General features: G+C 31.8%; 17 protein-coding genes. 13 read left to right on the forward strand and 4 right to left on the reverse strand.

What is annotated here, in order from left to right; translation table 11 throughout:
* Window positions 1-132: 132 nt before the first annotated feature.
* Genes sucD through AC27L2_RS08580 form a run of 3 tightly spaced genes read left to right on the forward strand, consistent with a single transcriptional unit; the run spans window position 133 to window position 2,623 of the window.
* Window positions 133-1,101 (forward strand): succinate--CoA ligase subunit alpha, encoded by a 969-nt coding sequence (gene sucD / locus AC27L2_RS08570; RefSeq protein ID WP_487211353.1) that lies wholly within the window; start codon window positions 133-135, stop codon window positions 1,099-1,101.
* A gap of 30 nt (window positions 1,102-1,131) precedes the next feature.
* The gene (gene ndk, locus AC27L2_RS08575) at window positions 1,132-1,569 is read left to right on the forward strand and encodes a nucleoside-diphosphate kinase (RefSeq protein WP_487211354.1); all 438 of its coding nucleotides are present in this window, start codon (window positions 1,132-1,134) and stop codon (window positions 1,567-1,569) included.
* 28 nt (window positions 1,570-1,597) lie between these two features.
* Window positions 1,598-2,623, forward strand: a complete 1,026-nt coding sequence (locus AC27L2_RS08580; RefSeq protein ID WP_487211355.1) for a DUF6263 family protein — start codon at window positions 1,598-1,600, stop codon at window positions 2,621-2,623.
* A gap of 108 nt (window positions 2,624-2,731) precedes the next feature.
* On the opposite strand, the gene purB is transcribed toward AC27L2_RS08580, so the two are convergent.
* The 3 genes from purB to AC27L2_RS08595 are packed head-to-tail and all read right to left on the reverse strand — an operon-like array spanning window position 2,732 to window position 5,842.
* Window positions 2,732-4,033, reverse strand: coding sequence for an adenylosuccinate lyase (gene purB / locus AC27L2_RS08585; RefSeq protein ID WP_487211356.1), 1,302 nt, complete (start codon window positions 4,031-4,033; stop codon window positions 2,732-2,734).
* Window positions 4,030-5,211, reverse strand: coding sequence for a S1C family serine protease (locus tag AC27L2_RS08590; RefSeq protein ID WP_487211357.1), 1,182 nt, complete (start codon window positions 5,209-5,211; stop codon window positions 4,030-4,032). The genes purB and AC27L2_RS08590 overlap by 4 nt, the downstream gene beginning before the upstream one ends.
* Window positions 5,204-5,842: a glycerol-3-phosphate acyltransferase gene (locus tag AC27L2_RS08595; protein ID WP_487211358.1), complete on the reverse strand. Its 639-nt coding sequence runs from the start codon at window positions 5,840-5,842 to the stop codon at window positions 5,204-5,206. Before AC27L2_RS08595 ends, AC27L2_RS08590 begins: the two co-directional genes overlap by 8 nt.
* Before the next feature lie 243 nt (window positions 5,843-6,085).
* On the opposite strand from AC27L2_RS08595, the gene glgP reads away from it, so the two are divergent.
* The 6 genes from glgP to AC27L2_RS08625 all read left to right on the forward strand — a co-directional run bounded on the left by glgP (window position 6,086) and on the right by AC27L2_RS08625 (window position 15,466).
* Window positions 6,086-8,650 carry an alpha-glucan family phosphorylase gene (gene glgP / locus AC27L2_RS08600; RefSeq protein ID WP_487211359.1) on the forward strand — a complete coding sequence of 855 codons (2,565 nt, stop codon included), beginning with the start codon at window positions 6,086-6,088 and terminating at the stop codon, window positions 8,648-8,650.
* Between the two features lie 5 nt (window positions 8,651-8,655).
* Window positions 8,656-9,558 (forward strand): hypothetical protein, encoded by a 903-nt coding sequence (locus AC27L2_RS08605; RefSeq protein ID WP_487211360.1) that lies wholly within the window; start codon window positions 8,656-8,658, stop codon window positions 9,556-9,558.
* A 180-nt stretch (window positions 9,559-9,738) separates the two neighbouring features.
* Window positions 9,739-11,115: a nucleotide sugar dehydrogenase gene (locus tag AC27L2_RS08610; protein WP_487211361.1), complete on the forward strand. Its 1,377-nt coding sequence runs from the start codon at window positions 9,739-9,741 to the stop codon at window positions 11,113-11,115.
* A gap of 62 nt (window positions 11,116-11,177) precedes the next feature.
* Entirely contained in the window at window positions 11,178-12,095 is a 918-nt protein-coding gene (locus AC27L2_RS08615; protein WP_487211362.1) for a Gfo/Idh/MocA family protein, read from the forward strand.
* Window positions 12,096-12,191: 96 nt separating this feature from the next.
* Window positions 12,192-14,375 (forward strand): ATP-dependent helicase, encoded by a 2,184-nt coding sequence (locus tag AC27L2_RS08620; protein WP_487211363.1) that lies wholly within the window; start codon window positions 12,192-12,194, stop codon window positions 14,373-14,375.
* A gap of 44 nt (window positions 14,376-14,419) precedes the next feature.
* Window positions 14,420-15,466, forward strand: a complete 1,047-nt coding sequence (locus tag AC27L2_RS08625) for a 6-phosphofructokinase (protein ID WP_487211364.1) — start codon at window positions 14,420-14,422, stop codon at window positions 15,464-15,466.
* 274 nt (window positions 15,467-15,740) lie between these two features.
* Here the strand turns inward: AC27L2_RS08625 and AC27L2_RS08630 are convergent, their stop codons facing one another.
* Window positions 15,741-17,288, reverse strand: coding sequence for a sodium-dependent transporter (locus AC27L2_RS08630; RefSeq protein ID WP_487211365.1), 1,548 nt, complete (start codon window positions 17,286-17,288; stop codon window positions 15,741-15,743).
* Between the two features lie 269 nt (window positions 17,289-17,557).
* Here AC27L2_RS08630 and AC27L2_RS08635 point away from each other — a divergent pair, with 269 nt between their 5' ends.
* From AC27L2_RS08635 to AC27L2_RS08650, 4 genes are all read left to right on the forward strand, one after another.
* Window positions 17,558-19,759 (forward strand): glycoside hydrolase family 78 protein, encoded by a 2,202-nt coding sequence (locus AC27L2_RS08635; protein ID WP_487211366.1) that lies wholly within the window; start codon window positions 17,558-17,560, stop codon window positions 19,757-19,759.
* A gap of 174 nt (window positions 19,760-19,933) precedes the next feature.
* Window positions 19,934-22,438: a fibronectin type III domain-containing protein gene (locus AC27L2_RS08640; protein WP_487211367.1), complete on the forward strand. Its 2,505-nt coding sequence runs from the start codon at window positions 19,934-19,936 to the stop codon at window positions 22,436-22,438.
* A gap of 253 nt (window positions 22,439-22,691) precedes the next feature.
* Window positions 22,692-23,345: a sterol desaturase family protein gene (locus AC27L2_RS08645; RefSeq protein ID WP_487211368.1), complete on the forward strand. Its 654-nt coding sequence runs from the start codon at window positions 22,692-22,694 to the stop codon at window positions 23,343-23,345.
* Between the two features lie 112 nt (window positions 23,346-23,457).
* Window positions 23,458-25,116: a glycoside hydrolase family 9 protein gene (locus AC27L2_RS08650; RefSeq protein ID WP_487211369.1), complete on the forward strand. Its 1,659-nt coding sequence runs from the start codon at window positions 23,458-23,460 to the stop codon at window positions 25,114-25,116.
* The last annotated feature ends 11 nt before the right edge of the window (window positions 25,117-25,127 follow it).

The raw sequence follows: 25,127 nt of genomic DNA on the forward strand, positions 1-25,127 counted from the left end.
CCAAAATTTTTTTACAAAACAAATTTACATTTTATGGATTATATCATAAAGAAATTTTTAAACAAGTTTATTTAAAAGGTTTTCTTAATTTTGTAAATAAAAATTATTGTTAATAACAATTAAGGATTAAATATGAGTATTCTTCTTGATAAGAAAACAAGAGTGCTGGTTCAGGGTATTACTGGCAGCGAAGGTTCTTTCCATACACGACAAATGATTGAATATGGAACTAATGTAGTTGCTGGTGTTACTCCTGGAAAAGGTGAGCAAAAGTTTGAAGATACCGACATTCCAATTTTTAATACTGTATCTGAAGCTGTTAAAGCTACAAAAGCAAATGCTTCTGCAATTTTTGTCCCGCCAGCTTTTGCTGCAGATGCAATCCTCGAAGCTGCAAATTCAGGAATTAAATTGATTGTGTGTATAACAGAGGGAATTCCAACTAAAGATATGATTGCAGTTTATAATTCATTAAAAGGAAAAGATGTTAGATTGATTGGACCAAATTGTCCAGGGATAATATCTCCAGGTAAAGCTAAAATAGGAATAATGCCAGGATTCATTCACAAAAAAGGAAAAGTTGGGGTTGTATCTCGTAGTGGAACTTTAACTTATGAAGCCGTTAAACAATTAACCGATTTAGGAATTGGACAATCAACATGTGTTGGGATTGGCGGTGACCCTGTAATTGGTTCTCAATTTATTGATATTATAAAATTGTTTAATGAAGATCCTGATACCGAAGGAATTGTAATGATTGGAGAAATTGGAGGAAGTGCAGAAGAAGAAGCTGCTGCTTATATCAAAAAATATGTTAAGAAACCTGTTGTTGGTTTTATTGCAGGAAGAACTGCTCCTCCAGGAAGAAGAATGGGTCACGCAGGAGCAATAATTTCGGGCGGTAAAGGAACTGCAGCAGAAAAAATGGCAGCAATGAAGAAAGCAGGAATTTATGTAGTTGAAAGTCCAGCTGAAATTGGTATTACAATGAAAAAAGCACTTGAAGCTCATAAAAGTAAATTGTCATCTAAAAAAACTCTTTCTAAAAAGAAAGGATTGAGTAAAAAAAATAAATCAACAAAAAGACAAGTCAAGAAATAAATAATTTCGAAACAAATTAAGGAGATAAAATTGAACAACAGAACACTTGCAATTCTAAAACCGGATTGTGTGAGAAAAAATTTAATTGGAAAAGTAATAACACACATACAAGAAGCAGGATTTAAAATACTTGCAATGAAAATGGTTAAATTAACACCAGATGCAGCAAAAGGATTTTATGAAGTTCACAAAGAACGACCATTCTTCAATGATTTAATTGCATATATGACATCTGGTCCTTGTGTACCAATTGTTCTCGAAAAAGAAAATGCAGTTGAAGAATTCAGAAAATTAATTGGAGCAACAGACCCTGCAAAAGCAGAAGAAGGAACAATAAGAAAGTTGTATGCAGATAACATTCAGGAAAATATTGTGCACGGTTCTGATTCCAATGAAAATGCAGCAAAAGAAATTTCTCACTTTTTTTCAAGAAAAGAACTTCTTGAAATAAACGGCTGGAATAATTAATATATTTTTTAATTAAAATAGAGTTGAAATGAAAAAAACATATTTATTATTGATAATAATTTCCATAAGCTTAATTTTTTCTTGCGGGAAAAAAGAAGAAAAACAAAATGGAGAAATCGCAAAGTCAAAACTTGAAAGTATCGACTTGAAAGGGGAGAAAGTTTTTTTGCGTTATAAATTTGAGAAAGGGGATAAATTCAAATATAAGCTTACAACAATTACATCCTCACAAGAAAGTGTTCAGGCAGATTCTCTTATGCAAGCTAAATCAATTCAAACAACTACTTATGTTTTTGATGTAGAAGTAATCGATGTTGATGCAGATAAAACTGCAGAACTAGGCATTACTATATCTTCTCTTAAACTTGATGCAGATATTAATGGACAAAAAATTAGTTTTGATTCAAATAAACAATTGACTGATGAAGAAAAACAAAAATTTGGTGATTACTTATCTCTTCATAATACACCATATCGTGCAAGAGTAAGCGAGCTTGGAGAAGTAGTAGAAGTATTTCGCCTGGATAAAATGATTGACAAATTAAATTCTTTGCAACCGCAAAAACAAAATTTAACGGCAGAACAAAAAGCACAATATGCAAAAAGTTTAGGCGATGCTCTTATTCGTCCAATGACTCAACTTTTATTCAGAGAACTTCCTCAAAAATCACTGGCTAAAGATTCCACATGGGAAAAAAATTATCCAGGTCAATTGAGTGTTTTCAAAATTGATAATACGATTACTTACAAAGTTGAAGATTTTGTAAAATTAAATGACCACAGAGCTGCAAAGTTGAGTGCAAATCTATCTTGTACTTGGACTGGAAATAAAAAGGGAGAAGAAAATGGCATCAAGTATAATTTTAGTGACCCTAAAATTACTGGAACAGGAAATATTTTGTTTAACATTGACAAAGGAATGTTAATTCGTGCAGAGACTGGAACAAGTGTAGAACTGACTGCCAATTTAGAATTGAAAGATGCAGCTCAAAAAGTCAAAAAAACTGTACGAAAAGATATTACTACAAATAAAAATATAATTGAATTGTTGTAGGATTTTGAGGTAGGGGACGCAGATTTCGCAGAGTTAAAATAATTTTTTAATCTGAGCAAATCTTAAATAATCTGCGTCCCATAATTAATCAGCAAAACGTTATTAGTTTTATTCCTTTTCAACACTTCTTGAAAAAATATAATCAATATTTTTGAGCATTAAATTTGGATTAAAAATTTCATCAAGTTCTTTTTCAGTTAAGTATTTCATTACAGTATTTGAAGTTAATAATTCATCTTTAAGATTTTTTGATTTATCCTGCCAGACATTCATCGCAGAACTTTGAACAATCTGATATGCATCTTCTCGAGTCATTCCTTTTTCAACAAGTTTCAATAAAACTGTTTGAGAAAAAATTAATCCTCTTGTGAGATTCAGATTTTTAATCATGTTTTCAGGATAGATAATTAATTTGTCAATTAGATTAGTTGCGAGATTTAAAATATAATCCAGAGCAATGCAGCTGTCAGGAATGATAATTCTTTCAACAGATGAATGAGAAATATCTCTTTCGTGCCAGAGAGCAACATTTTCCAAAGCAGCAATTGAATTTGCACGAAGAAGTCTTGCAATTCCGGTAATTCTTTCGCTGATAATTGGATTACGTTTATGAGGCATTGCAGAAGAACCTTTTTGTCCTTTTGAAAAATATTCTTCAGCTTCGAGTACTTCAGTTCTTTGTAGATGACGAATTTCAACTGCAATTTTTTCTAATGATGTTCCAATAATTGAAAGTGTTGTAAGAAATTCTGCATGTCTATCTCTCTGAACAACTTGAGTAGCAACAGGTTCAGGTTTTAGTCCTAACTTTTCACAAACATATTTTTCAACTTCTGGGGATAGATGTTCAAATGTTCCAACTGCGCCTGAAATTTTACCAACACTTATAACATCAATTGCTTTCTTGAGCCTTTCAATATTTCTTTTTGTTTCTTCGAACCATAAAGCGAATTTTAATCCCATTGAATATGCTTCTGCATGAATACCATGACTTCTTCCAACGCAAATTGTTCTTTTATGTTCAATAGCTCTTTTCTTCAAAACATTTTTCAATTCAATTAAATCATTTAGCAGAATTTCTCCAGCGGACTTCATTTGATATGCAAGTGCAGTATCAAGCACATCAGAAGAAGTCATTCCATAATGAATGTGGCGCGAAGCAGGTCCAACATTTTCAGCTACATTTGTTAAGAATGCGATTACATCGTGTTTAGTTGTTTCTTCAATTTCTAAAATTCGATTAATGTCAAATTTTGCTTTTGATTTAATTTCTTCAAAATCTTCTTTTGGAATTTGGCCAAGATTATAACGTGCTTCGCAGGCAAGTATTTCAATTTTAAGCCAGGTTTCGAATTTAAATTGGTCTTCCCAAATTTTTCCCATCTGGGGTCGAGTGTAACGAGGTATCATCTTCTCTCCAATTTCATTTTTTTTGTAATGTAATTGTTGTCTCTTAAGATTTTTACTTCGATTACGTCATCAGGTCTAAATTCTTGAAGAATTCCGATTAATGTGTTCTCGTCATTAACTTTGAAATTATTTATTCCAAGAATAATATCATAAACTTGCAGACCAGCTTTTTGTGCAGGAGAATTTTTTGCTACTTGTGTAATTATTACACCACGAGAACTTTTAAGATTGTAAGCCTTTGCAATTGAAGGGTCAATAGTTTGAACACTTAATCCAGTCCAAAAGTCTCTATCAATTTTTCCTTTTTCTTTTAACTCTTTTATGATTCTTTTGATTTTATTAACTGGAATTGCAAAACCTACACCTACATTACCAGACGAACCTTGAGCTGTATAAATTAATGTGTTCATTCCAATCAATTCACCATTGGCATTTACAAGCGGTCCGCCGCTGTTGCCTGAATTTATTGCAGCATCAGTTTGAAGCATATCAACATAATATCTGTTATTAGCTGCACCAAGATTCATCCCTTTTGCAGAAATTACTCCAACAGTTACAGTTGGCTGGTCATTAATATCAAATAGTCCAAAAGGATTTCCCAGAGCAATTACCCATTCACCAATTAAAATATCATCTGAATTTCCCAATTTTATATATGGAAGATTTTGAGCATCAATTTTAAGCAAACAAATATCTGATATTTGATCTGTTCCAACAATTTTTGCTTCGTATTGCGAACCATCCGTTAATGTAACAATTGCTTCGACAGCATTTCCTGCAACATGGTCATTTGTTAATATGTAACCATCAGGAGAAATTATTGCACCAGAGCCAAGTCCTCGTATTTGCTGATTATAAACACGGTCGCCAAAGAACTGTCTGAAAAATGGGTCAATAGAAAAAATGTCTCGATACTGTCGAATTTCAATAACATTAATTCCAACTACAGCAGGACTAACCTGAGCAACAGTTTTTGTAATAATTGTTTCTCTTCCATTTGAAATGTCATTATTAATTTTTTGAGTTTGCGAAATTGTAGTAGCATTAACATTGTTGTTTAGAATTGAACTGAGATAATCACCTTCTGAAAAATGTTTTCTCAACAGTAATGCATAAAGAGCAGAAGTTAATATTAAAGTAGTCAACGATGACAATACAATAATTTTAGTTTTATTCATCTTCATCTTTCCTTGATTTTATACTTTGTTGTAAAAAATATTCTTTAATTGGTTTAATATGTTTAATGAGAATTATTAATAACATTATTGAAACAAGTATACTGAATTCAAGATTTGAAGCAGCAGGTGGATTTGTATATTTATTCATAATTTCGGATGAAGAAAATGACAACGCACCTGTAAGCAATGTTGCACTGAAATTTCCAAAATGAATATTTCTTCTGAATGCATAAGAGATAAGCCATAATAAAATCCATATACCTAAAATTGGAATAGATAGAATTAGAGCTCCTCCGGCTGCAGTTGCCAATCCTCTTCCTCCCTTAAATTTTATCCAAAAAGAAAAACAATGACTCAATACAGCTCCAATAAGTGCAACCATCATTATTGAAAATTCATCTTCAAATAAAAACTTTGCTAAGTAGACACTTAAAAAACCTTTCAGTAAATCAATTATAAAAATCAACAAGCCAATTAATTTTGATTTCGTAATGTCGTAAGAATTCATTGCTCCAACATTCCCTGTGCCCTCTTGTGTAATATCAATGTTCTTTAATTTTTTTAGAATCACATATGCTGTTGGGAACGAACCAATGATAATTCCAATTAATGCACTTAAGATATAATTCATAATTTTATTCCATATTTTGAAAACAAATTTAATAAAAATTAGGTATTTAATTTTTTTTCAGGTTGATTAAACAACTTAATGCTGTCACATTAATTCTAAAATTTTATTTCTTCTTTTTAATAAATTGCAAAATATTACAATCAACTTTTATGAAATAAAAATTTCTTAATGAATATTATTTCTTTACAGATTAAATAAAATTATTAAATTTGATTTTACAAAAAATAAAAACGGAGTAAGTAAATGGTTAAATATATTGGCAGGTTTAATGTAATACCTTCGCTGCCTGCAAAATTAGAACCTCTTCGTGAAATAGTTTATAATTTATACTGGACATGGCATTATGATGCTATTGAACTTTTCAGAAGATTAGATTCAAAATTATGGGAAGAAACTTATCATAATCCTGTTTTGATGCTGGGAAGAATTAGTCAGGAAAGATTAAACGAAGTTGAAAATGACGATAGTTTTGTTTCTCATATGAATAGAGTTGCAGCTCAATTAAAAATTTATCGAGAAGAAAAAACCTGGTATCAAAAGAATTTTAATTACGATAAAGAAAATGTAATTGCATACTTTTCTGCTGAATATGGTTTAACAGAATCACTTCAAATTTACTCGGGTGGACTTGGAGTATTGGCTGGGGACCATTTGAAATCTTCAAGTGATTTGGGTTTGCCTTTAGTTGGTGTCGGTTTATGTTATAAAGAAGGTTATCTTCAACAATATTTGACTAATGATGGCTGGCAGCAGGAAAGATATGAAATCACAGATTTCTACAATCAGCCAATGACTTTGGTAATGAACAGTGATAAAACTCCACTCAAAATTGAATTAAGTTTTCCGGGAAGAACAGTTTATGTTCAAATTTGGAAGATAATGGTTGGAAGAGTCCCATTATTTTTGCTTGATACAAATGTTCCAGAAAATAATGAAGAAGATAGAAAAATAACCAGAACACTTTACGGTGGAACAATTGAAACAAGAATTCAACAGGAGATTGTTTTGGGAATCGGTGGTATTCGTGCATTACATGCTATGGGAATTAAACCTCTTGTATGTCACATGAACGAAGGTCATTCCGCATTTCTCGCACTTGAAAGAATTCGTATTATGATGCAACTTTATAATTTGTCATTCGAAGAAGCTCGTGATATAAATTTTTATTCTAATGTTTTTACAACTCATACTCCTGTTCCTGCCGGCATTGATATATTCCCAAATGAATTGATGGAAAAATATTTTGGTTCTTATTATCGAAATGAATTGAAAATAAGTGATAAAACTTTTTACAGTTTAGGAACAATCATTAAAGATAAACCACCAAGCAATTATAACATGGCACATCTTGCAATGAATATGGCTGGATTTGTAAATGGTGTAAGCAAACTTCATGGAAAAGTTTCGAAGAAAATGTGGCAGGCAGGTTTTGTTGATATTCCTTTTGATGAAATTCCAATTGATTATGTTACAAATGGAGTTCATACTCATTCGCATCTGTCAAATGATATGCAGGAATTATTGTATAGATATCTTGGCGAAAAATTTATGCGTGACCCCTCTGATAGTGAAATCTGGAAAAGAATAGATGAAATTCCAGATGAAGAATTGTGGCGAACTCATGAAAGAAGAAGGGAACGTCTTGTTGCTTTTGCAAGAAGAAGGTTAAGACAACAAATAATTGAAAAGGGCGGTTCTATTTCAGAAATAAATGCTGCCAAAGAAGTTCTTGATGCTCAATCATTAACAATTGGTTTTGCAAGAAGATTTGTTGCTTATAAAAGAGCTACTCTTATTTTCAGAGATATAGAAAGATTAGCAAGTATTTTATGCAACCCTGATTATCCTGTCCAAATAATTTTTGCAGGTAAAGCTCATCCAAGAGATGAAGAAGGGAAAAAAATTATTCAAGAAGTTATTGCAATGACTAAAGAACCACATTTAAGAAAAAAAATTGTATTCATTGAAAATTATGATATGAATGTTGCTCGTTACATGGTAGAAGGCTGTGATGTTTGGCTGAACAATCCAAGAAGACCACTCGAAGCAAGCGGCACATCTGGTATGAAAGTAATTGCTAATGGCGGATTAAACTTTAGCGTACTCGATGGTTGGTGGGACGAAGCTTACGACCACGATGTTGGCTGGAAAATTGGCAATGGAGAAGAGTATGATAATCCCGGCTATCAAGACGAAGTAGAATCAAGATTAATTTATGAAATTCTTGAAAAAGAAATTGTTCCGCTTTTCTATAATAGAGGCGAAGATAAACTTCCACGCGGATGGATTTCAATGATGAAAAATTCAATGAAAAAACTCGGTCCAATTTTTAATACTCATAGAATGGTTCAGGAATATGCTCGAAAATTTTACTTCAAAGCTTATGAAAAAAGAATTTACTTGATGTCTAATAACTGGAAAAAAGCAAAAGAATTTACTGCATGGAAACAAAAAGTAATTGATAATTGGAGTAAAGTAAAATTTGTTAGCATTTCTGAAGAGCAGAAAGGCATCGACTTAATGGTAGGGAATAAGTATCAAATTACAGCAGAAGTAGAACTTGGAGATTTGAATCCAAATGATGTAGATGTTCAAATCTACTACGGAAAAGTTGATAACGGCTCCGAACAATCTAATAATTATGTTAATATGACTTATGTGCCAAAAAAACAAAAAACAAGTGTCTATACTTACAAAGGTGAAATTGAATGTAAACATACTGGACAATTCGGATTTACTCTAAGAATTTTGCCTAAGCACGAATTGCTCATTAATCAATTTGAACTTGGATTAATTCGCTGGGCTTGATAAATATGCTGCTTGAAACATTAGACTTAAAAACAAAAGACATTTTAATTTATTCCAAGAACCAGTTCAATTTTAATGATAATTTCAAAATCATTTATAAAAATGAAAAAATAAAAAGACCTCATCCTATCAGCTATTTTGATGTATGCAATTATATTAAGGACCCTTCTCCAAAAAATTTGATTGTTTACAGATTATTGACAAATGTTCAAAATCTTGATGCTTATTCAACTAAGTATGGTTACTTCATAAAAATTGATGATAAAATTGAATTAATTTATTTCGACCCAATTTTTGCAATCAAGGATTTGCGGCATCTTCAGTTTAATTTTGACCCACACACATTTCGATTTAGAATCCAGCAAGTTGGATTAACTTCGATTACTAAATGGGAAAAAGAACCAAACTTTGCAGAAGTTTATAGCTTTGACTTAAAAGCAATCGAAGCTCAAAATCAAAACGATAAAATATTTGCTGATGCAATATTTGCACTTGACCCAAATTATATCGATGAAGAATATGTTGATTCTGATTTTGTTGTTAAACCAAAATCAAATTCAACAATTGAAACAGATTTAAGAAGAAATGAATTGAATAATATAAAAGAAGAAATTCAAGAAAGTGTAAAGCAACAAATTAAACCTGAAAATTTTAGTAAACCAAATTCTCCATCTCAAGATGAAGTGCATGCTTTGAGAGAAGAAATTATATCACTTTTAAGACAGGCACTTGTGATTCCTGAAAATCAACATAAAGGGAATAAATTTGAGAGTGATAAAACAATTGAAGAAAAAAACACATCGCCTCGCGTAGAAAATCTTTTTGATTTATTTAAAACTACTTTGAAATCGGAACAACTTGATAAACGCAAGCGGGAAAATATTATTCTTCGATTCGACAAATTATAATTTTTTATTGATAGAAAATTTTTTTATAATTCAACCACAAAAATGAAAAATATTCTGAAGGGCATACTTTAGAGTGAATGTTTCCCAAAATTAATAGCATTGTGAAGAATCATCCTCAGAGATTATTTTCTTTACAAAAAATTTTTTGAATTATATAAAACTATCTAAGTAGGGAACATTATGAACTACAAAAAAGAATTACTTAACAAAATTCAAAACAAAACTGCTGTAGTTGGAATTATTGGGATGGGATATGTTGGACTTCCCCTTGCATTAGCATTTGCCAACAATGATTTTAATGTTATTGGATTTGACATTGATGAAAATAAAATCCCGCTGTTAAATTCCGGCAAAAGTTATATTAAGCATATCGATGGCAAATTAATTAAAGCAGTTGTTGAAAAACAAAAATTTCAGGCTACCAGCGATTTTACAAGATTACCAGAATGTGATGCAATTATAATTTGCGTACCTACACCATTGGATGAACACAGGGAACCTGATATGACATTTGTTGAAAATACGGCATATACAATTCAAAAATATTTGAGAAAAGGTCAATTAATTTCTCTTGAAAGTACTACATATCCTGGAACAACAGAAGAATTGCTTTTGCCTTTATTTGAAATTGCACCAAGAGTTAAGTTGCCAGTAACAGATTCTGAAGAGTTTGTTAAAAATTATCAAACATTTAGTGTAGGAAAAGATTTCTTTCTTGCATTCAGTCCAGAACGAGAAGACCCCGGAAATAAGAATTTCACAACAAGCACAATTCCTAAAATTGTTGGAGGCGTTACAAAATCATGCCTTGAAGTTGCTGTTAAATTATATAGTCAAATTGTGACCAAAACTGTTCCAGTCTCATCTCCGCGAGTTGCAGAAGCAGCAAAGTTGTTGGAAAATATTTATCGCTCTGTAAATATTGCTCTTGTTAATGAACTTAAAATGGTTTTCGAAAAAATGAATATTGATATTTGGGAAGTTATTGAAGCTGCTAAAACAAAACCATTTGGCTTTCAGGCATTTTATCCTGGACCTGGTTTGGGGGGCCATTGCATTCCAATCGACCCATTTTATTTGACATGGAAAGCAAGAGAGTATGAAGTTAATACAAAGTTTATTGAGCTCGCAGGCGAAATAAACACATTTCAGCCTTATCATGTAGTTGAGCGGGCAATCGAAGTTTTAAATGAACATCAAAAAACACTTAAAGGAAGTAAAATTTTGATTCTTGGTGCTGCTTACAAAAAAAATGTTGACGACTTGCGTGAATCCCCATCATTGAAATTAATAGAAATACTAAGAGAAAAGGGAGCAGAAGTTGATTACAATGACCCCTATCTTCCAAAACTTCCTCCAACAAGAAAATATAAATTTGACCTTTATTCCGTTGAATTAAGAAAAGATTCACTTCGATTGTATGATTTAATAATTTTAGCCACTGATCATGATGATTATGATTATGATTTTATTCGCAAGCATGCAAAGTTAATTCTTGATACTCGAAATGCTTTTAAAGTTCAAGGATTAAGCGACGGAAAAGTTTACAAAGCATAATTAACAAATCTGATTTGAAATTTTTTTGATTAAATTGTTATTAAAAATAAAATTCAAAAAACATGTATAATTTTGCAATCACAGGAGTTGCAGGTTATATTGCTCCAAAACATTTGCAAGCAATAAAAGAAACTGGAAATAATCTTGTTGCTGCTTTAGACCCTCATGATTCTGTTGGTATTCTTGACCAATATTTTCCTAATGCAAGTTTTTTTGTTGAGTTCGAAAGATTTGAAAGGCATCTCGATTTGTTAAGACGAAAATCAGATTCTGAAAGAGTACATTATTTAAGTATATGTTCACCAAATTTTTTGCACGATTCTCATATTCGTTTAGCATTGAGAATTGGAGCAGATGCAATTTGTGAAAAGCCAATTGTTCTTAATCCTTGGAATCTGGATGCTCTTGAACAAATTGAAATTGAAACTGGCAAAAAAGTTTATACAATTTTGCAATTGAGAGTTCATCCAACAATTATTGAATTGAAAAATAAAATTGATGAAGAGATTAGAAAAAATCCTAATGCAAAGTTTAGTATTGTGCTAGATTATATTACATCACGAGGATTGTGGTATGATTTTTCATGGAAAGGAGTAATGGAAAAATCTGGAGGAGTTGCAACAAATATAGGTATTCATTTTTTTGATATGTTAATTTGGATTTTTGGTAATCCTGTTCATAGCACAGTAACTGAATCACAAAAAAGGTCAATGCAAGGCGAACTTGAACTAAAACATGCAAATGTAAAATGGCATCTTTCAATTAACTATGAAGATTTACCAGATGAAATTAAAAAAATAAATAAACGAACTTATCGTTTAATAAAAATAAATGAAGTTGAACTTGAATTTACTGAAGGCTTTACAAACCTTCATACAGTAGTTTATAAAAATATTTTAAATGGTAATGGTTTTGGAATAAGCGATGCCAGACCATCAATAGAACTTGTCCATAAAATCAGAAACGGCATTAATTTTTAATTTAAAAAACTTACACTAACATAAAATCTTCCTTGAAATTACATTGATAATCCCTTTAGTTTTATTTAAATTTGCCAACTAAAAATTACATTTCCTATGAAATTTCTTAATGATTTAAATGAAGAGCAGCGCAAAGCTGTAGAATATAACGCAGGGCCACATATGGTAGTAGCCGGGGCTGGTTCCGGTAAAACCCGCGTTTTAACTTACAAAATTGCATATTTAATCGAAAAAGGAATGGAGCCCGAGTCCATCTTAGCTCTTACCTTTACAAATAAAGCCGCTAAAGAAATGAAAGAGCGGATAAAAGAAATGATTGGTAAGAAAGCTGACCAACTCTGGATGGGGACTTTCCATTCAATCTTTGCTAAAATTTTGAGAAATGAATCTAAATATTTGAACTATAAACCTAATTACTCAATTTATGACCGTGAAGATTCTGTTTCTCTTGTTTCGAATATTATGCAGAATTTGAATATTAATCTTGAAAGCCTTACTCCTCATGGCGTGCAGCATAGAATAAGTCATCTTAAAAACCAGATGATTCTTCCAGAAGATTTCGAAAAAATAATGACTAATTCTCTTCCCGATAGAAAATTTCTTGAAATCTACAAAGAATACAATAAGCGTCTTTTTGAAAATAATGCTATGGATTTTGATGATTTATTGCTCAAACCAATTGAATTATTCAGACAATATCCAAAAGTGCTTCAAAAATATAAGAGAATGTTTAAATACATCCTTGTAGATGAATATCAAGATACAAACAAAGCTCAATATGAACTTTTGAAATTATTGAGTCCTGCTAAAGATAAAATTTGTGTGGTTGGAGATGATGCACAAAGTATTTACAGCTGGCGTGGTGCAGATATTAAAAACATGCTTAATTTCAAAAAGGATTTTAAGAATGCAAAAATTTTCCGACTCGAACAAAATTATCGCTCAACTAAAATTATTCTTGCTGCTGCTGATTCAATTATTAAAAACAATACAGAACAAATTGCAAAGACATTATGGACAGAAAATGATAACGGTGAAGAAATTACTTTGATTAGAGCTTCTGATGAAAAAGACGAAGCATTTCAAGTAGCAAAAAGAATTAAGAAAGAAGTTTTAACAAGAAAAATTTCATTTAGTGATGTTGCTGTTCTCTATCGATTAAATTCTCAATCTCGAGTACTTGAGGAAATTTTTAGAAGAGAAAGCATTCCATATAAAATTGTTGGCGGAATAGAATTCTACAGAAGAAAAGAAATTAAAGATATAATTGCATACTTGAGAGTTCTCTCCAATCCAAATGATGAAGAAAGTCTGCTTCGTATAATGAACTTTCCTCAAAGAGGAATTGGAAATACTTCTATTACAAAAATGATTGCATTTGCCCGCAAGTTGAATATTTCATTGTTTACAACAATGGCTCGAGTTTTTGAAGTAATAGAAGTTAAAGAAAGAATTCAAAAAAATGTAAAGCAATTCAAATTATTACTCGATAAGTATATCGATTTGAAAGACAAACTTTCTATTGGAGAATTAACTTCTGCATTGATTGATGAATTAGGTATTCTAAAAATTTATAAAGAAGAAAATACACCGGAATCACTTGCACATTATGATAATGTTCAAGAATTAATTTCAGCAGTTCAGGATTACAGTCGTCAGCATCCAAATGCAACACTTGATGACTTTCTTGCAGAAGTTTCACTTGTTACAAGTGTTGACCAATATGATGAAAAATCAAATGCAGTTACATTGATGACCGTTCATAGTGCAAAAGGACTTGAGTTTCCGATTGTATTTATTACTGGCCTTGAAGAAGACATATTCCCGCTTAATCCAAGATTCGATTCCGATTCTAAATTGGAAGAAGAAAGAAGATTATTTTATGTTGCATTGACTCGTGCAAAACAAAAAGTATTTTTAACCTACGCACGTTCTCGATATCGTTTTGGAGAAGTTGCATATCAAAGCCGTTCAAGATTTATTGATGAACTGGATAAATCAACTTACAGTGAATTATACGGACCAGGCAGCAGAAGAGCTGGAAGACGCAAAGCCGGCGCCGAAGTTGAATTTGATGAATATTATCAAGAAAGTTATGATGATTATGATCAGGAAAGAAGGTCGCTTCGTGTTGGTAGCAGAGTTTCACATTCTGTATTTGGCGTTGGTAAAATTTTAGCAATCAATGGAACAGGGGATATGCAAAAAGTTACAATTGCATTTGAAGAATATGGAACAAAACAATTGCTTACAAAATTTGCTAATCTCAAGCTGATATAAAAATGAAGAATGATTACCTAATTAAAAAATAATTGGAGTAAAAAATGAAAATAGGAATACTTACAGGCGGGGGCGATTGCCCGGGTCTTAATGCAGTTATAAGAGCTGTTGTTAGAAAATCAATTCAATATGGCCACGAAACAATTGGAATTCGTGAAGGCTGGAGAGGCATTCTTCAAAAAAATTTTATGACCTTAGACCTTGATGCAATCTCTGGAATTTTACCAAGAGGCGGAACAATTTTAGGAACATCCAGAACAAATGTTTACAAAGAAAAAGACGGCGAAGCAAGAGTAATTAATAATATGAAAGAATCTGGCATTGATTGCCTTGTTGCAATAGGCGGCGAAGATACTCTTGGTGTAGCCAATAAATTATACAAAGCAGGAGTTAAAGTTGTTGGTGTTCCTAAAACTATTGACAACGATTTAAATGCAACTGATTATACTTTTGGATTCGATACCGCAGTTAATATTGCAACAGAAGCTATTGATAGACTTCATACAACAGCTGAATCTCATAATCGTGTAATGGTTGTTGAAGTGATGGGTCGTCATGCTGGTTGGATTGCAGTTCATGCAGGTATTGCAGGCGGTGCAGATGTAATCTTAATTCCAGAAAAACCATTTGACTTAAATGAAGTTTGTGAAATAATAACAAAAAGACATTCACGCGGGAAAACATTCAGCATAGTTGTAATTGCAGAAGGTGCAAAAATTAAAACAGAAGAAAGTGTTGATAAAGACGGCTCTTTAGTTTTAAGTGATATGGAAGTTGATTCATTTGGACATGTAAAACTTGGCGGCATTGGAAATGTTATTGCAAAAGAAATTGAAAAAAGAACAGGCTTTGAAACAAGAGCAACTGTTCTTGGTTATATTCAAAGAGGCGGAAGCCCAACTGCTTTCGATAGAGTATTAGGAACAAGACTTGGAGTGTTTGCAGCTGAGTTAGTTAATAATGGACAATGGGGTTACATGGCTGCTTTAAGAGGCAAAGATATCGTTGCTGTAAAATTAGAAGAAGCAGTTGGTGAATTAAAAACTGTTGATATGGAACTTTACAAAGTTGCCGAAACATTTTTTGGTTGATATATAATTTTGGAACGCAGCAATGTAATTTTACTTAGCATTGCTGCGTTTTTTTATACCTGCAAAATTTAAAAAAAGATTGCTGTATTACCAAGTTAGAAAGATTGTATAATTGCAGGGTTAAAAAATTGCAAGATTACAAGATTATAATACCTTAACGATTTTATGGAGTTCTTAGCGGTAAGTAATAATGAAACCGCTAAATTTACCAAGATTATTAGTTGATAGTTATAATTAACAATTTTTAATTCATTAAGAGCACACAAGTCTAAATTTATTTTTTCTCTTTATCCCAAGCAGTTTTTACCATCCAGAATAATATTCCTAAAAGAATTATCATAAAAACTCTTGCACCCCAAATGTATGGCACATTAGCAGGATTAACATCTTTTAGCAACAGAATAGGAATAGCATCATTAATCAACCACCAAATCATTATAATCGATAAAAGTGTGGGTGTCACAAATTTCATAATGTAAAAGAAAAATTTTGGGATTTGCATATCTCCGCCTTCATTCATTTCAGCCCAGGCTTTTTCTGCACCAAATACCCACATAAATAATATTGATTCAATTAATGCAAATAACACAAGACCAAATGTTCCTGCCCAATAATCTAACTCACCTAAGTAACCATATTGGAGGAAGAAAACGACAAATTGAATTGAAATAAATATTCCGAGTCCTAAAGTTGTAACAGCTTTTTTTCGGTCCATTCCAAATTCATCCTCAAGAAATGCGATGATTGGTTGTCCCATTGCAACTGATGAAGTAATACCAGCAAAGAATAAAAGCAAGAACCACATAAATCCAAAAATTTCACCTAATGGAATTCTTTCGAACACAAGAGGAATAGATGCAAAGCCTAAATCGAATGGACCGCCTTTTGCCATTTCCATTGTTGTGGGAATTCCAAAAAATGCAACTGCAATTGGTATTGCAATTGAGCCGCCTAAAATAACTTCAGCAAATTCATTTGTAGCTGAAGTTGCTAATCCAGATAAAACTATATCATCTTTTGGTTTCAGGTAACTTGCATATGCTTGAATTGTTCCCATTCCTAAGGATAATGTAAAAAATATTTGACCAGCTGCAGCCAGCCAAATTTTTGGGTCGCCAAGTTTTGTAAAATCAGGATTCCAAATAAAACCAAAACCATTGCTGACTGAATTTTCCGGAACATTTGGGTCTGGTGTTCCCAGAGTAATTACTCTTATCGCAATAATTATTGCGAACAAGAATAAAGCTGGCATAGCAATCTTCGCTAACTTTTCAATTCCTTTTGATATTCCTCGATATAAAATCCATAGATTTAATGAAAATGTTATCAGCATAAAAATGTAAGCAGTTAAAACACTATCAAAATATTGATTAGAAATTCTTCCTTGATATGCATAAAGAAAAGATTTCATTTCAGAAAAATTTTCTAAACCGAAGTAACTTTTTGTTATAGAAAAAAAGCTGTATCCAAGAGTCCATGATTCTATGTAAGTGTAATAAATTAAAATTATAGTTGATTGAAATAAGCCAAGAGCCCCAATGTATTTAGCAATTTTATTGTTCCAGAGAACATCGAACATACCGGGTGCACTTCCATGTTTGAATTTACCACCGTATCTTCCGATACCCCATTCCATCCACATTAATGGAATACCTAAGAGAAGGAAAGAAACAAAATAAGGAATCATGAAAGCACCGCCGCCGTTTTGTGCTGCTTGAACAGGAAACCGAAGAAAATTTCCAAGTCCGACCGCATTTCCTGCAACAGCTAAAATTAATCCGATACGGCTTCCCCATTGTTCTCTTGGTTTTTCTTTATTCATTGGTTCTCCTCTGAATTTAGAATAAAAGTTATTGCAAGTTATTAATTAATGTAATTTTATGCTATATGATAAAAAGCACTTCTCAAAATTTCTTAACAAATTATTTATAATAAATACTTGACATTTAATAAATTATAAAATAATTTACATTCAAAAACCAGCCGAATAAGTAAATTAGAAAGGATAGCATTACTCACTTATATTCTGCTTTATCTTCTAATTGAGAACCAGCCGAGTTTAATAAAATAAATAACCCGAAAGGAGGGTGTATGAAAAAATTATTTATTACATTTATTTTAATACTGAGCACTTTTATATATGCGCAACCTACTAATCCCGATCCTGCTGATGGAGCAGTTGGGGTTGGTGTGATTCATACGTTTTCATGGACATGGAGCTCTACTGCAGATCGAATTAGATTTGATATCAATGCAAGTATGAGTTCTCCTACAGTTTATAATATATCACCAGCAGCTAACTCATTTACAAATACAACACCTTTGACAAATTCTGTCACATATTATTGGCAGGTGAGTGATGATGGAGGAACTACATGGTATCCAACAACACCATGGAGTTTTACTACAATTCCACCTGCAGTTCCTTATCTTACTAATCCACTAAATAATGCTGTTATTGGAGACCAATTAATAACATTTTCTTGGTATTCTGGAACCATAGGAATACAGTATACATTAGAAGTTTCTACTACTTCTGATATGCAAAATCTTGTAGCAGCAGCAACTACAACAACAACTAATACTTATGTTACTCTTAATACATCAATATTCAATACTGGAACTGATTATTGGTGGAGAGTAACATCAAAAACTTTAGGCGGCGTTATTATTAATTATTCCAATGTTTGGAAATTTAGCATTGCAGGTTTACCCAAACCAATTGCCTCTTATCCAATAAATGGAATTAGTATTTATAACAATCCGCCAAATCTTTATTGGTATTTATTGAGTTACAATTCAAAAGTTACGAGCTATCGAGTAAAATATAGTACTACTTCGGGCTCATATACAGTTAGTTTAGGAACTACAAATGCAACAGAAGGCTATTTTGATACTGGTAATCCGAATTGGTTTACAACAATACCAACAGCTTTAACTCCTGGTCAAACTTATTACTGGAAAGTTGCATCAAGCGATGGAACAAGTGAATCAGCTTACTCTGATGAACAAAGTTTTGTTGTATATGGAAGTCAAACTTTTCTTGTTTGTTATCCAAGTTATCCAATTTTAGGTGCAACAGTAGATGCTTATCCAACATTTTATTGGTATACAAATGTTTATGCTCCATTATTATATTTCAAATTAGAAATTGATGACGACCCAGGTTTTGGTAGTGTTAATTTAACTGTCAATAATATTCCTTCAACTTCTTATACATTAACTTCTTCAGATTTGACAACCCTTAATCCAACACTGGGCGGAACTTATTATTGGCGTGTTAGCGGAGGATTTGCATTAAATAGTTTTGGTTCTCCATCAACTCCTGCAAGTTTTGTTTATCCAACATCAGTAAATAATACTGCAACTGTTCCTGTTCCAACATTAACAAGTCCTGTTTCAGGTTCTGTTGTATTTGTAACAAATCCAACATTAACTTGGTCATTAACTCATTCTAATCCATTGCAGTTTAAGGTAATTTATTCTACAGACCCATCAACAACAGCAGGTGTTCTGGACAATCCAATTGTGCCTATTGCATCAACACCATGGATAAATGGAACATCATTTGTATTAACTGGATTAACACCGGGAGCTACATATTACTGGCAGGTTAAAGCAAGAGAACTTCCATCTTTGACTGAATCTGCTTGGTCATCACTTGGATATTTCACAGTATCACCAGGAGCTTCGAGTGTTGTGCCTTTAGCAGGAAGCCCAATTAATGGTTATCCAGTAAATGCAACGAATGTAACTATATCCTGGATAATACCAGTCCCAAGTGAAAGTAAATTAACTTATGATTTTGAATATGCAGATAATAAACAATTTATAAATGCACATAAAATAACTGGATTAACTTCAAACAGTGTTACACTGGAGGGATTGGAAAAGAATAAAGTTTATTATTGGAGAGTTGCTTCGAAAACAGATAAAGGCGAAGTCTCAGATTATTCTGCACCTGCAGTATTCAGCACAGGAAGTGTTGTGAGTGTTTCAGAAACGACTTTACCAAATGAATTTGAATTATTCCAGAATTATCCAAATCCATTCAATCCATCAACTATAATTAAATTTACTTTGCAAGAATCTGGAATTGTAACATTAAAGATCTATGATGTATTGGGAAATGAAATTAAAACATTGATTAATAATGAATATTCAAAAGGAACATATGAAATTCAATGGAATGGAGATGATAATTTTGGAAGAAAAGTATCATCAGGTTTTTATATTTATAAATTGATTTCTGGAAAATATTCTTCATCTAAAAAGATGTTATTAATTAAATAAGCATAGAGAGTGAGGTTGATATGAAAAAATTAGCAGCTTCATTAATGCTTTTGTTTTTTCTGGCGGTAATTGGTTTAGCTCTCTATGCTTGCCATGTTACATATTTTTCATAATGCAATAACGGGGTATCATATTTTGATACCCCTTAATATAATTCAATAATGAGGGTGAGAAATGAAAAAATTTTTAATTGCTTTACTTTTTATATATAGCTTTTCGTGGTTATATGGCGAAACTCCAACTAATAATTCAACAGGTGTTTCAGTTACACCGAATTTTTCTTTTAATGCTGTAACAGTACTTCCAACAACACATTTGCAGGTTTCAACAACAACAGCATTTAATGCTGGTGATTTAGTTTTGGATGTAAACTTGTCAAATGGTGCAACAAGTTATACATTTAATGCGTCGGATTTAATTAATTCATTATTGGGGCAATCCAATTTAAATTACAATACAACTTATTATTGGAGAATTTATGATGTAGATGGTCCAAATGTTGTTGAACCATCGAGTGCACCGAACTATTATACTTTTACAACTACAACTATGCCCAATCCGACTTTATTAACACCTGCAAATAATTCATCAGGAATTTCAATAACACCCCAATTTACGTGGAGCTGGTCTGGAGCTGGTTCACCTACATATACAATTGAAATTGCAACAGACTTGGCATTTACACAAATCGTTTTTGGTCCACAATCAGTGACATCTCCATTTACATTAAGTGATATTGATGCTTTAGATAATGGAACTATTTATTATTGGAGAATTACTGCAACATTAGGTTCAGAGCAGTCATCAAGCATAGCAAAATTTAGCACTATACCACAGGGGAAACCAATTTTACAAAGTCCAATTGATGCAACAATTATAAGTGGTAATGTAATAAAGTTTCAATGGCTGGCTCCATATCAAGGATTGAAATATTCTGTTGAAGTTGATGATAACAACAATTTTTCGAGTCCAGTAGCAGGTTTTCCAACTTCACTTAGCAGTCAAACTGATTATAATTTTCAATTCACTATTAGCTCACTGCCAGCTGGAACTTATTACTGGAGAGTAAAATCTTACACAAATAATAATACACTTGTAAGCATTTCATCTGTTTGGACATTTATAATTCCAGGACCACCTACAGCAATTCCACTGTATCCAACTAATGGAGTAATAATTTATTCGGTTTATCCAACTATTTACTGGACTTTAAATAATAATTACAATAATGCACCTAATTATTGCAGAGTTAGGTGGGGAACAACTTCTGGTGGACCTTATCCAAATACAAGTATAACAACATTAAATAATTTTATTGTTCTTTCAGGATTTAATTTAGCAACAACTTATTATTACGTAATAGATGTATCACAGGATAACAGCTTTACAACATACACAACAAGTTCTGAAGAAAGTTTTGCAATTTATTATGCATCATTTGCTAGTGTTCCAGTTTATCAGACATACCCAACAACTGGAACTGTCGTTTACTCATTGACACCAACACTTTATTGGTTTCTTGGAATTCATTTACCTGGGGTAACTTTTGATTTACAAGTTGATGATAGCGGACCAACTTTTCCATCCCCAGAAATAAATGAAGTAGGAATTCCTGGTTATGAATATACTACAAGTCCATTGACAGCAGGAACAACTTACTGGTGGCGAGTAAGAATTAACGGTGGTGGAACATGGTATACTCAATCTTTTGATGTTGATGCAAGTGCAACTGTAACTTCAGGTAATTATGCGGTAATACCAACTCCAACTTATCCTACATCATCAACTGTTGTATACACACAAAGTCCAACTTTACAATGGACAGCTTATTCAACAAGTGCTTTAGAATATCAAGTAATATGGTCATCAGACCCAACATTAAGTTCTGGAGTTCTTGTTAATACTTCATCACCATTAGGTGGCCAATCAGGATGGTTGATTACTAATCAATATAATTTAACTGGTTTAACTCCCGGAACTACTTATTACTGGCAAGTGCGTTCAAGATTAGCCTCGAATCCTTCCAATGTTTCTAATTTTTCTTCTGTAGCTCAATTTACAGTTTCACCAGGGGCATTACCAGTTGTAGTGCTGCCAGCTAATCCAATTCTTGGGGCAGAGTTAAATTCTTCTAATGTAAGTTTATCATGGATAGTTCCAGCACAAAGTAACTCTCCATTAAAATATGATTTAGAATTATCTACGAATGAAGATTTGAGTAATCCTATTGTTATTAAAAATATTCATTCAACAAGCTATACAGTTGAAGGATTAAAACCTGGCAAATATTATTGGAGAGTTCAATCGAAAACAAGTAATGGAGAAAAATCTGATTATTCATATAAAAATGAATTTACTGTAAGTTCAATAACAAGTGTTGAAGAAAATAAAATTATAGCAAAAGAATTTTCTCTTGAACAAAATTATCCTAATCCATTTAATCCATCTACAACAATTAAATATACTTTGCCGGCTAAGTCTTATGTAACTTTGAAGATATTCGATATTCTCGGCAGAGAGATTAAAACACTTATTTCAGAAAATCAAAATGCAGGACATTACTGGATTGTATGGGATGGAACAGATAATTCAGGCAATAATGTAACAAGTGGAATTTATATTTACAGACTTGTTGCAGATAATTTTATTGCTTCTAAGAAAATGTTATTAATGAAGTAAATGAAAGGGGATAATTTGAATAAATTAATTTTTTCTTTGGGATTATTATTTTTTCTGGCAGTTGTGGGACTTGCAATTTATGCCTGTCATTTAACATATTTTTCATGATAGAATAATTCAAATGAATATTTCTCCGAAAAGGCTGCACTTAAAGCAGCCTTTTCTTTTATAAAGTAATTTTATTTATCGATTCACGAGTTGAATTTTATGATATTGTTTATTGTTATTTATGGAAAATTAAGAGGGAGGATTTATGCCAAAAAATTACATTTCTAATAAAGATGAAACTGTTCGCATGTTTGAAAATGATATTCTCGAAGCTCTTTCAAGAGTGCACTGGTCTGTACCTTTGTGGATTTATGTTCCCGTAATTTTATTTTTCTCTTATCGAACTTTTTTCATTTATTCATTTACATTTTATGAATTTATTAAATGGTTCATCATTGGAATTGTTATATGGACATTCACTGAATATACTTTGCATAGATTTGTATTTCATTATCAACCTAAAAGTGATTGGGGTAAAAGAATTCATTTTATAATTCACGGAGTTCATCATGATTATCCAAAAGATTCAAAAAGACTTGTAATGCCGCCGTCTGTAAGTCTGCCTCTTGCTGCATTGTTTTTTATTTTGTTTGTTAATCTTTTAGGCGAAAGAAATGTTAATCCTTTCTTTGCTGGATTTTTAGTTGGATATTTATTTTACGATATGACACACTATGCAGTTCATCATTCCAATATCCATAACAAATTTTGGCTTGCAATTAAAAATCACCATATGAAACATCATTACAAAGATTCAACCAAAGGATTTGGTGTAAGTCAACCAACATGGGATTATGTATTTGGCACTAATTTCCCAATTAAAGAAAAAAATGAAGTTATTGAAACGCAAGGGAAATGATTTCAAAAATTTTTTGATAAGCTAATTTCTTTTTTGCTGAATTTAAATATGATGCTCATTTATCTTTCAAACAAAAGAATTATTTTAGTATCGAATAAAATTAAAAAATTTGATGAGCTTAAAAACTATTATTTCTTTCTTGATTATCTTAATTGATCTTATTCCTTCATGTTCAAATAAACTTAATGCAGAAACAGATTTTTACATTCGGTTAAATCAAATTGGATTTTTACCTGATGATATAAAAACTGCAATTGTTCTTTCAAAAGTTAAACTTGATGGCAAAGAAGCAATTGTTAAAGAAATAAATAATGATAAAATAGTATTCAAAACTTCCTTACAATTGGTGCCAAAAAATTATGGCATCTTCCTGTATGTTTATAAAATTGATTTTTCTAATTTAAGAACTGAAGGCGAGTATGAAATTATCATTGAGAAAATAAAATCTTATTCATTCAGAATTAGGAAAAATGTTTTTAATGATGTTGCTCCTTCTCTTTTAGAATTTTTAAAAGTTCAGAGATGCGGCTATACAAATCCACTACTTCATGATGTATGTCATATTGCTGATGCAACTAATATAATTGATGGGAAAAATGTATTGAACAAAAGTATTGATGTAACAGGTGGATGGCATGATGCAGGTGATTATATAAAATTTCTAAATACAACTGCTTTTACTACTTACATGCTTTTGTTTTCCTATGAATTTAATCCGGAAAAATTTGGATTTGATAAAGATAAAAATGGTTTGCCTGATATTCTCGAAGAAGCTAAAGTGGGTCTTGATTGGCTTTTAAGATGCAATTATGAAGGGAAAAAATTCGTAACTCAAGTACAGGATTTGAAAGACCATGAATCTGAATGGAGAATGCCAGAAGATGATCAATTTGGTTTTGACAGACCAGCATTTTTGGGAATAGGAAAAAATTTAATCGGAATTTACTCTGCTGCTTTGGCTCTTGCTTCAAGAATATGGAAAGAAAAATTTCAGTATTATGAATTTGCTGATAAATGTTTAAATACAGCCAAACATTTTTACACAATTCGAAATAATGTTCCTGATGTTGATAGCAGCGGTACTGGGATGTATGTCGATACAGATTTTAATGGCAAATTGGCACTCGCAGCTATTGAATTATTTATTTCAACAAATAATAAAAACTATTATAATGATGCAGTAAATTATGCTGATTCTGCAAAAAATAATTTTTGGTGGAGCTGGGGCGATATTAATCCACTGGTTCATTACAAACTTGCAAAATATGACAATCGATATGCAGAACTTCTGAAAAAAAATCTTGAAGAATTTAATAAAAATAAAAACAGTAATGTTTTTGGTATTGCGTCATCATTAAACTGGGGGAGTAATAATACATTGCTTGGTATAACTCTGCAAAATATTTTATGGAAAAAATTAACAAACGATTCTTTTTTTGACACTCTGGCAGTTTATCAAAGAGATTTTATTTTGGGAAGAAATCCTTGGGGAATAAGTTTTATATTTGGTTATGGAAAAAATTACACTAAAAATTTTCATCATCAAATTTCATACTTCAAAAAACAATTGCCTGGAGGATTGGCTGCAGGTCCAGTTCCTAAAAAGTTATTAAATGATTTTAAAATTCAATTTGAAGGAACCGATACATTTTCATTATTTCAAACAGATGATATTTATTACAGAGATGATAGATATGATTATATTACAAACGAACCAACAATTACTTCAAATGCTACAGCAATTTTTGTTTTTGGTAATATGAGAAATTGAATGTATTAAAA

Source organism: Rosettibacter sp. KY25 (assembly GCF_057554405.1).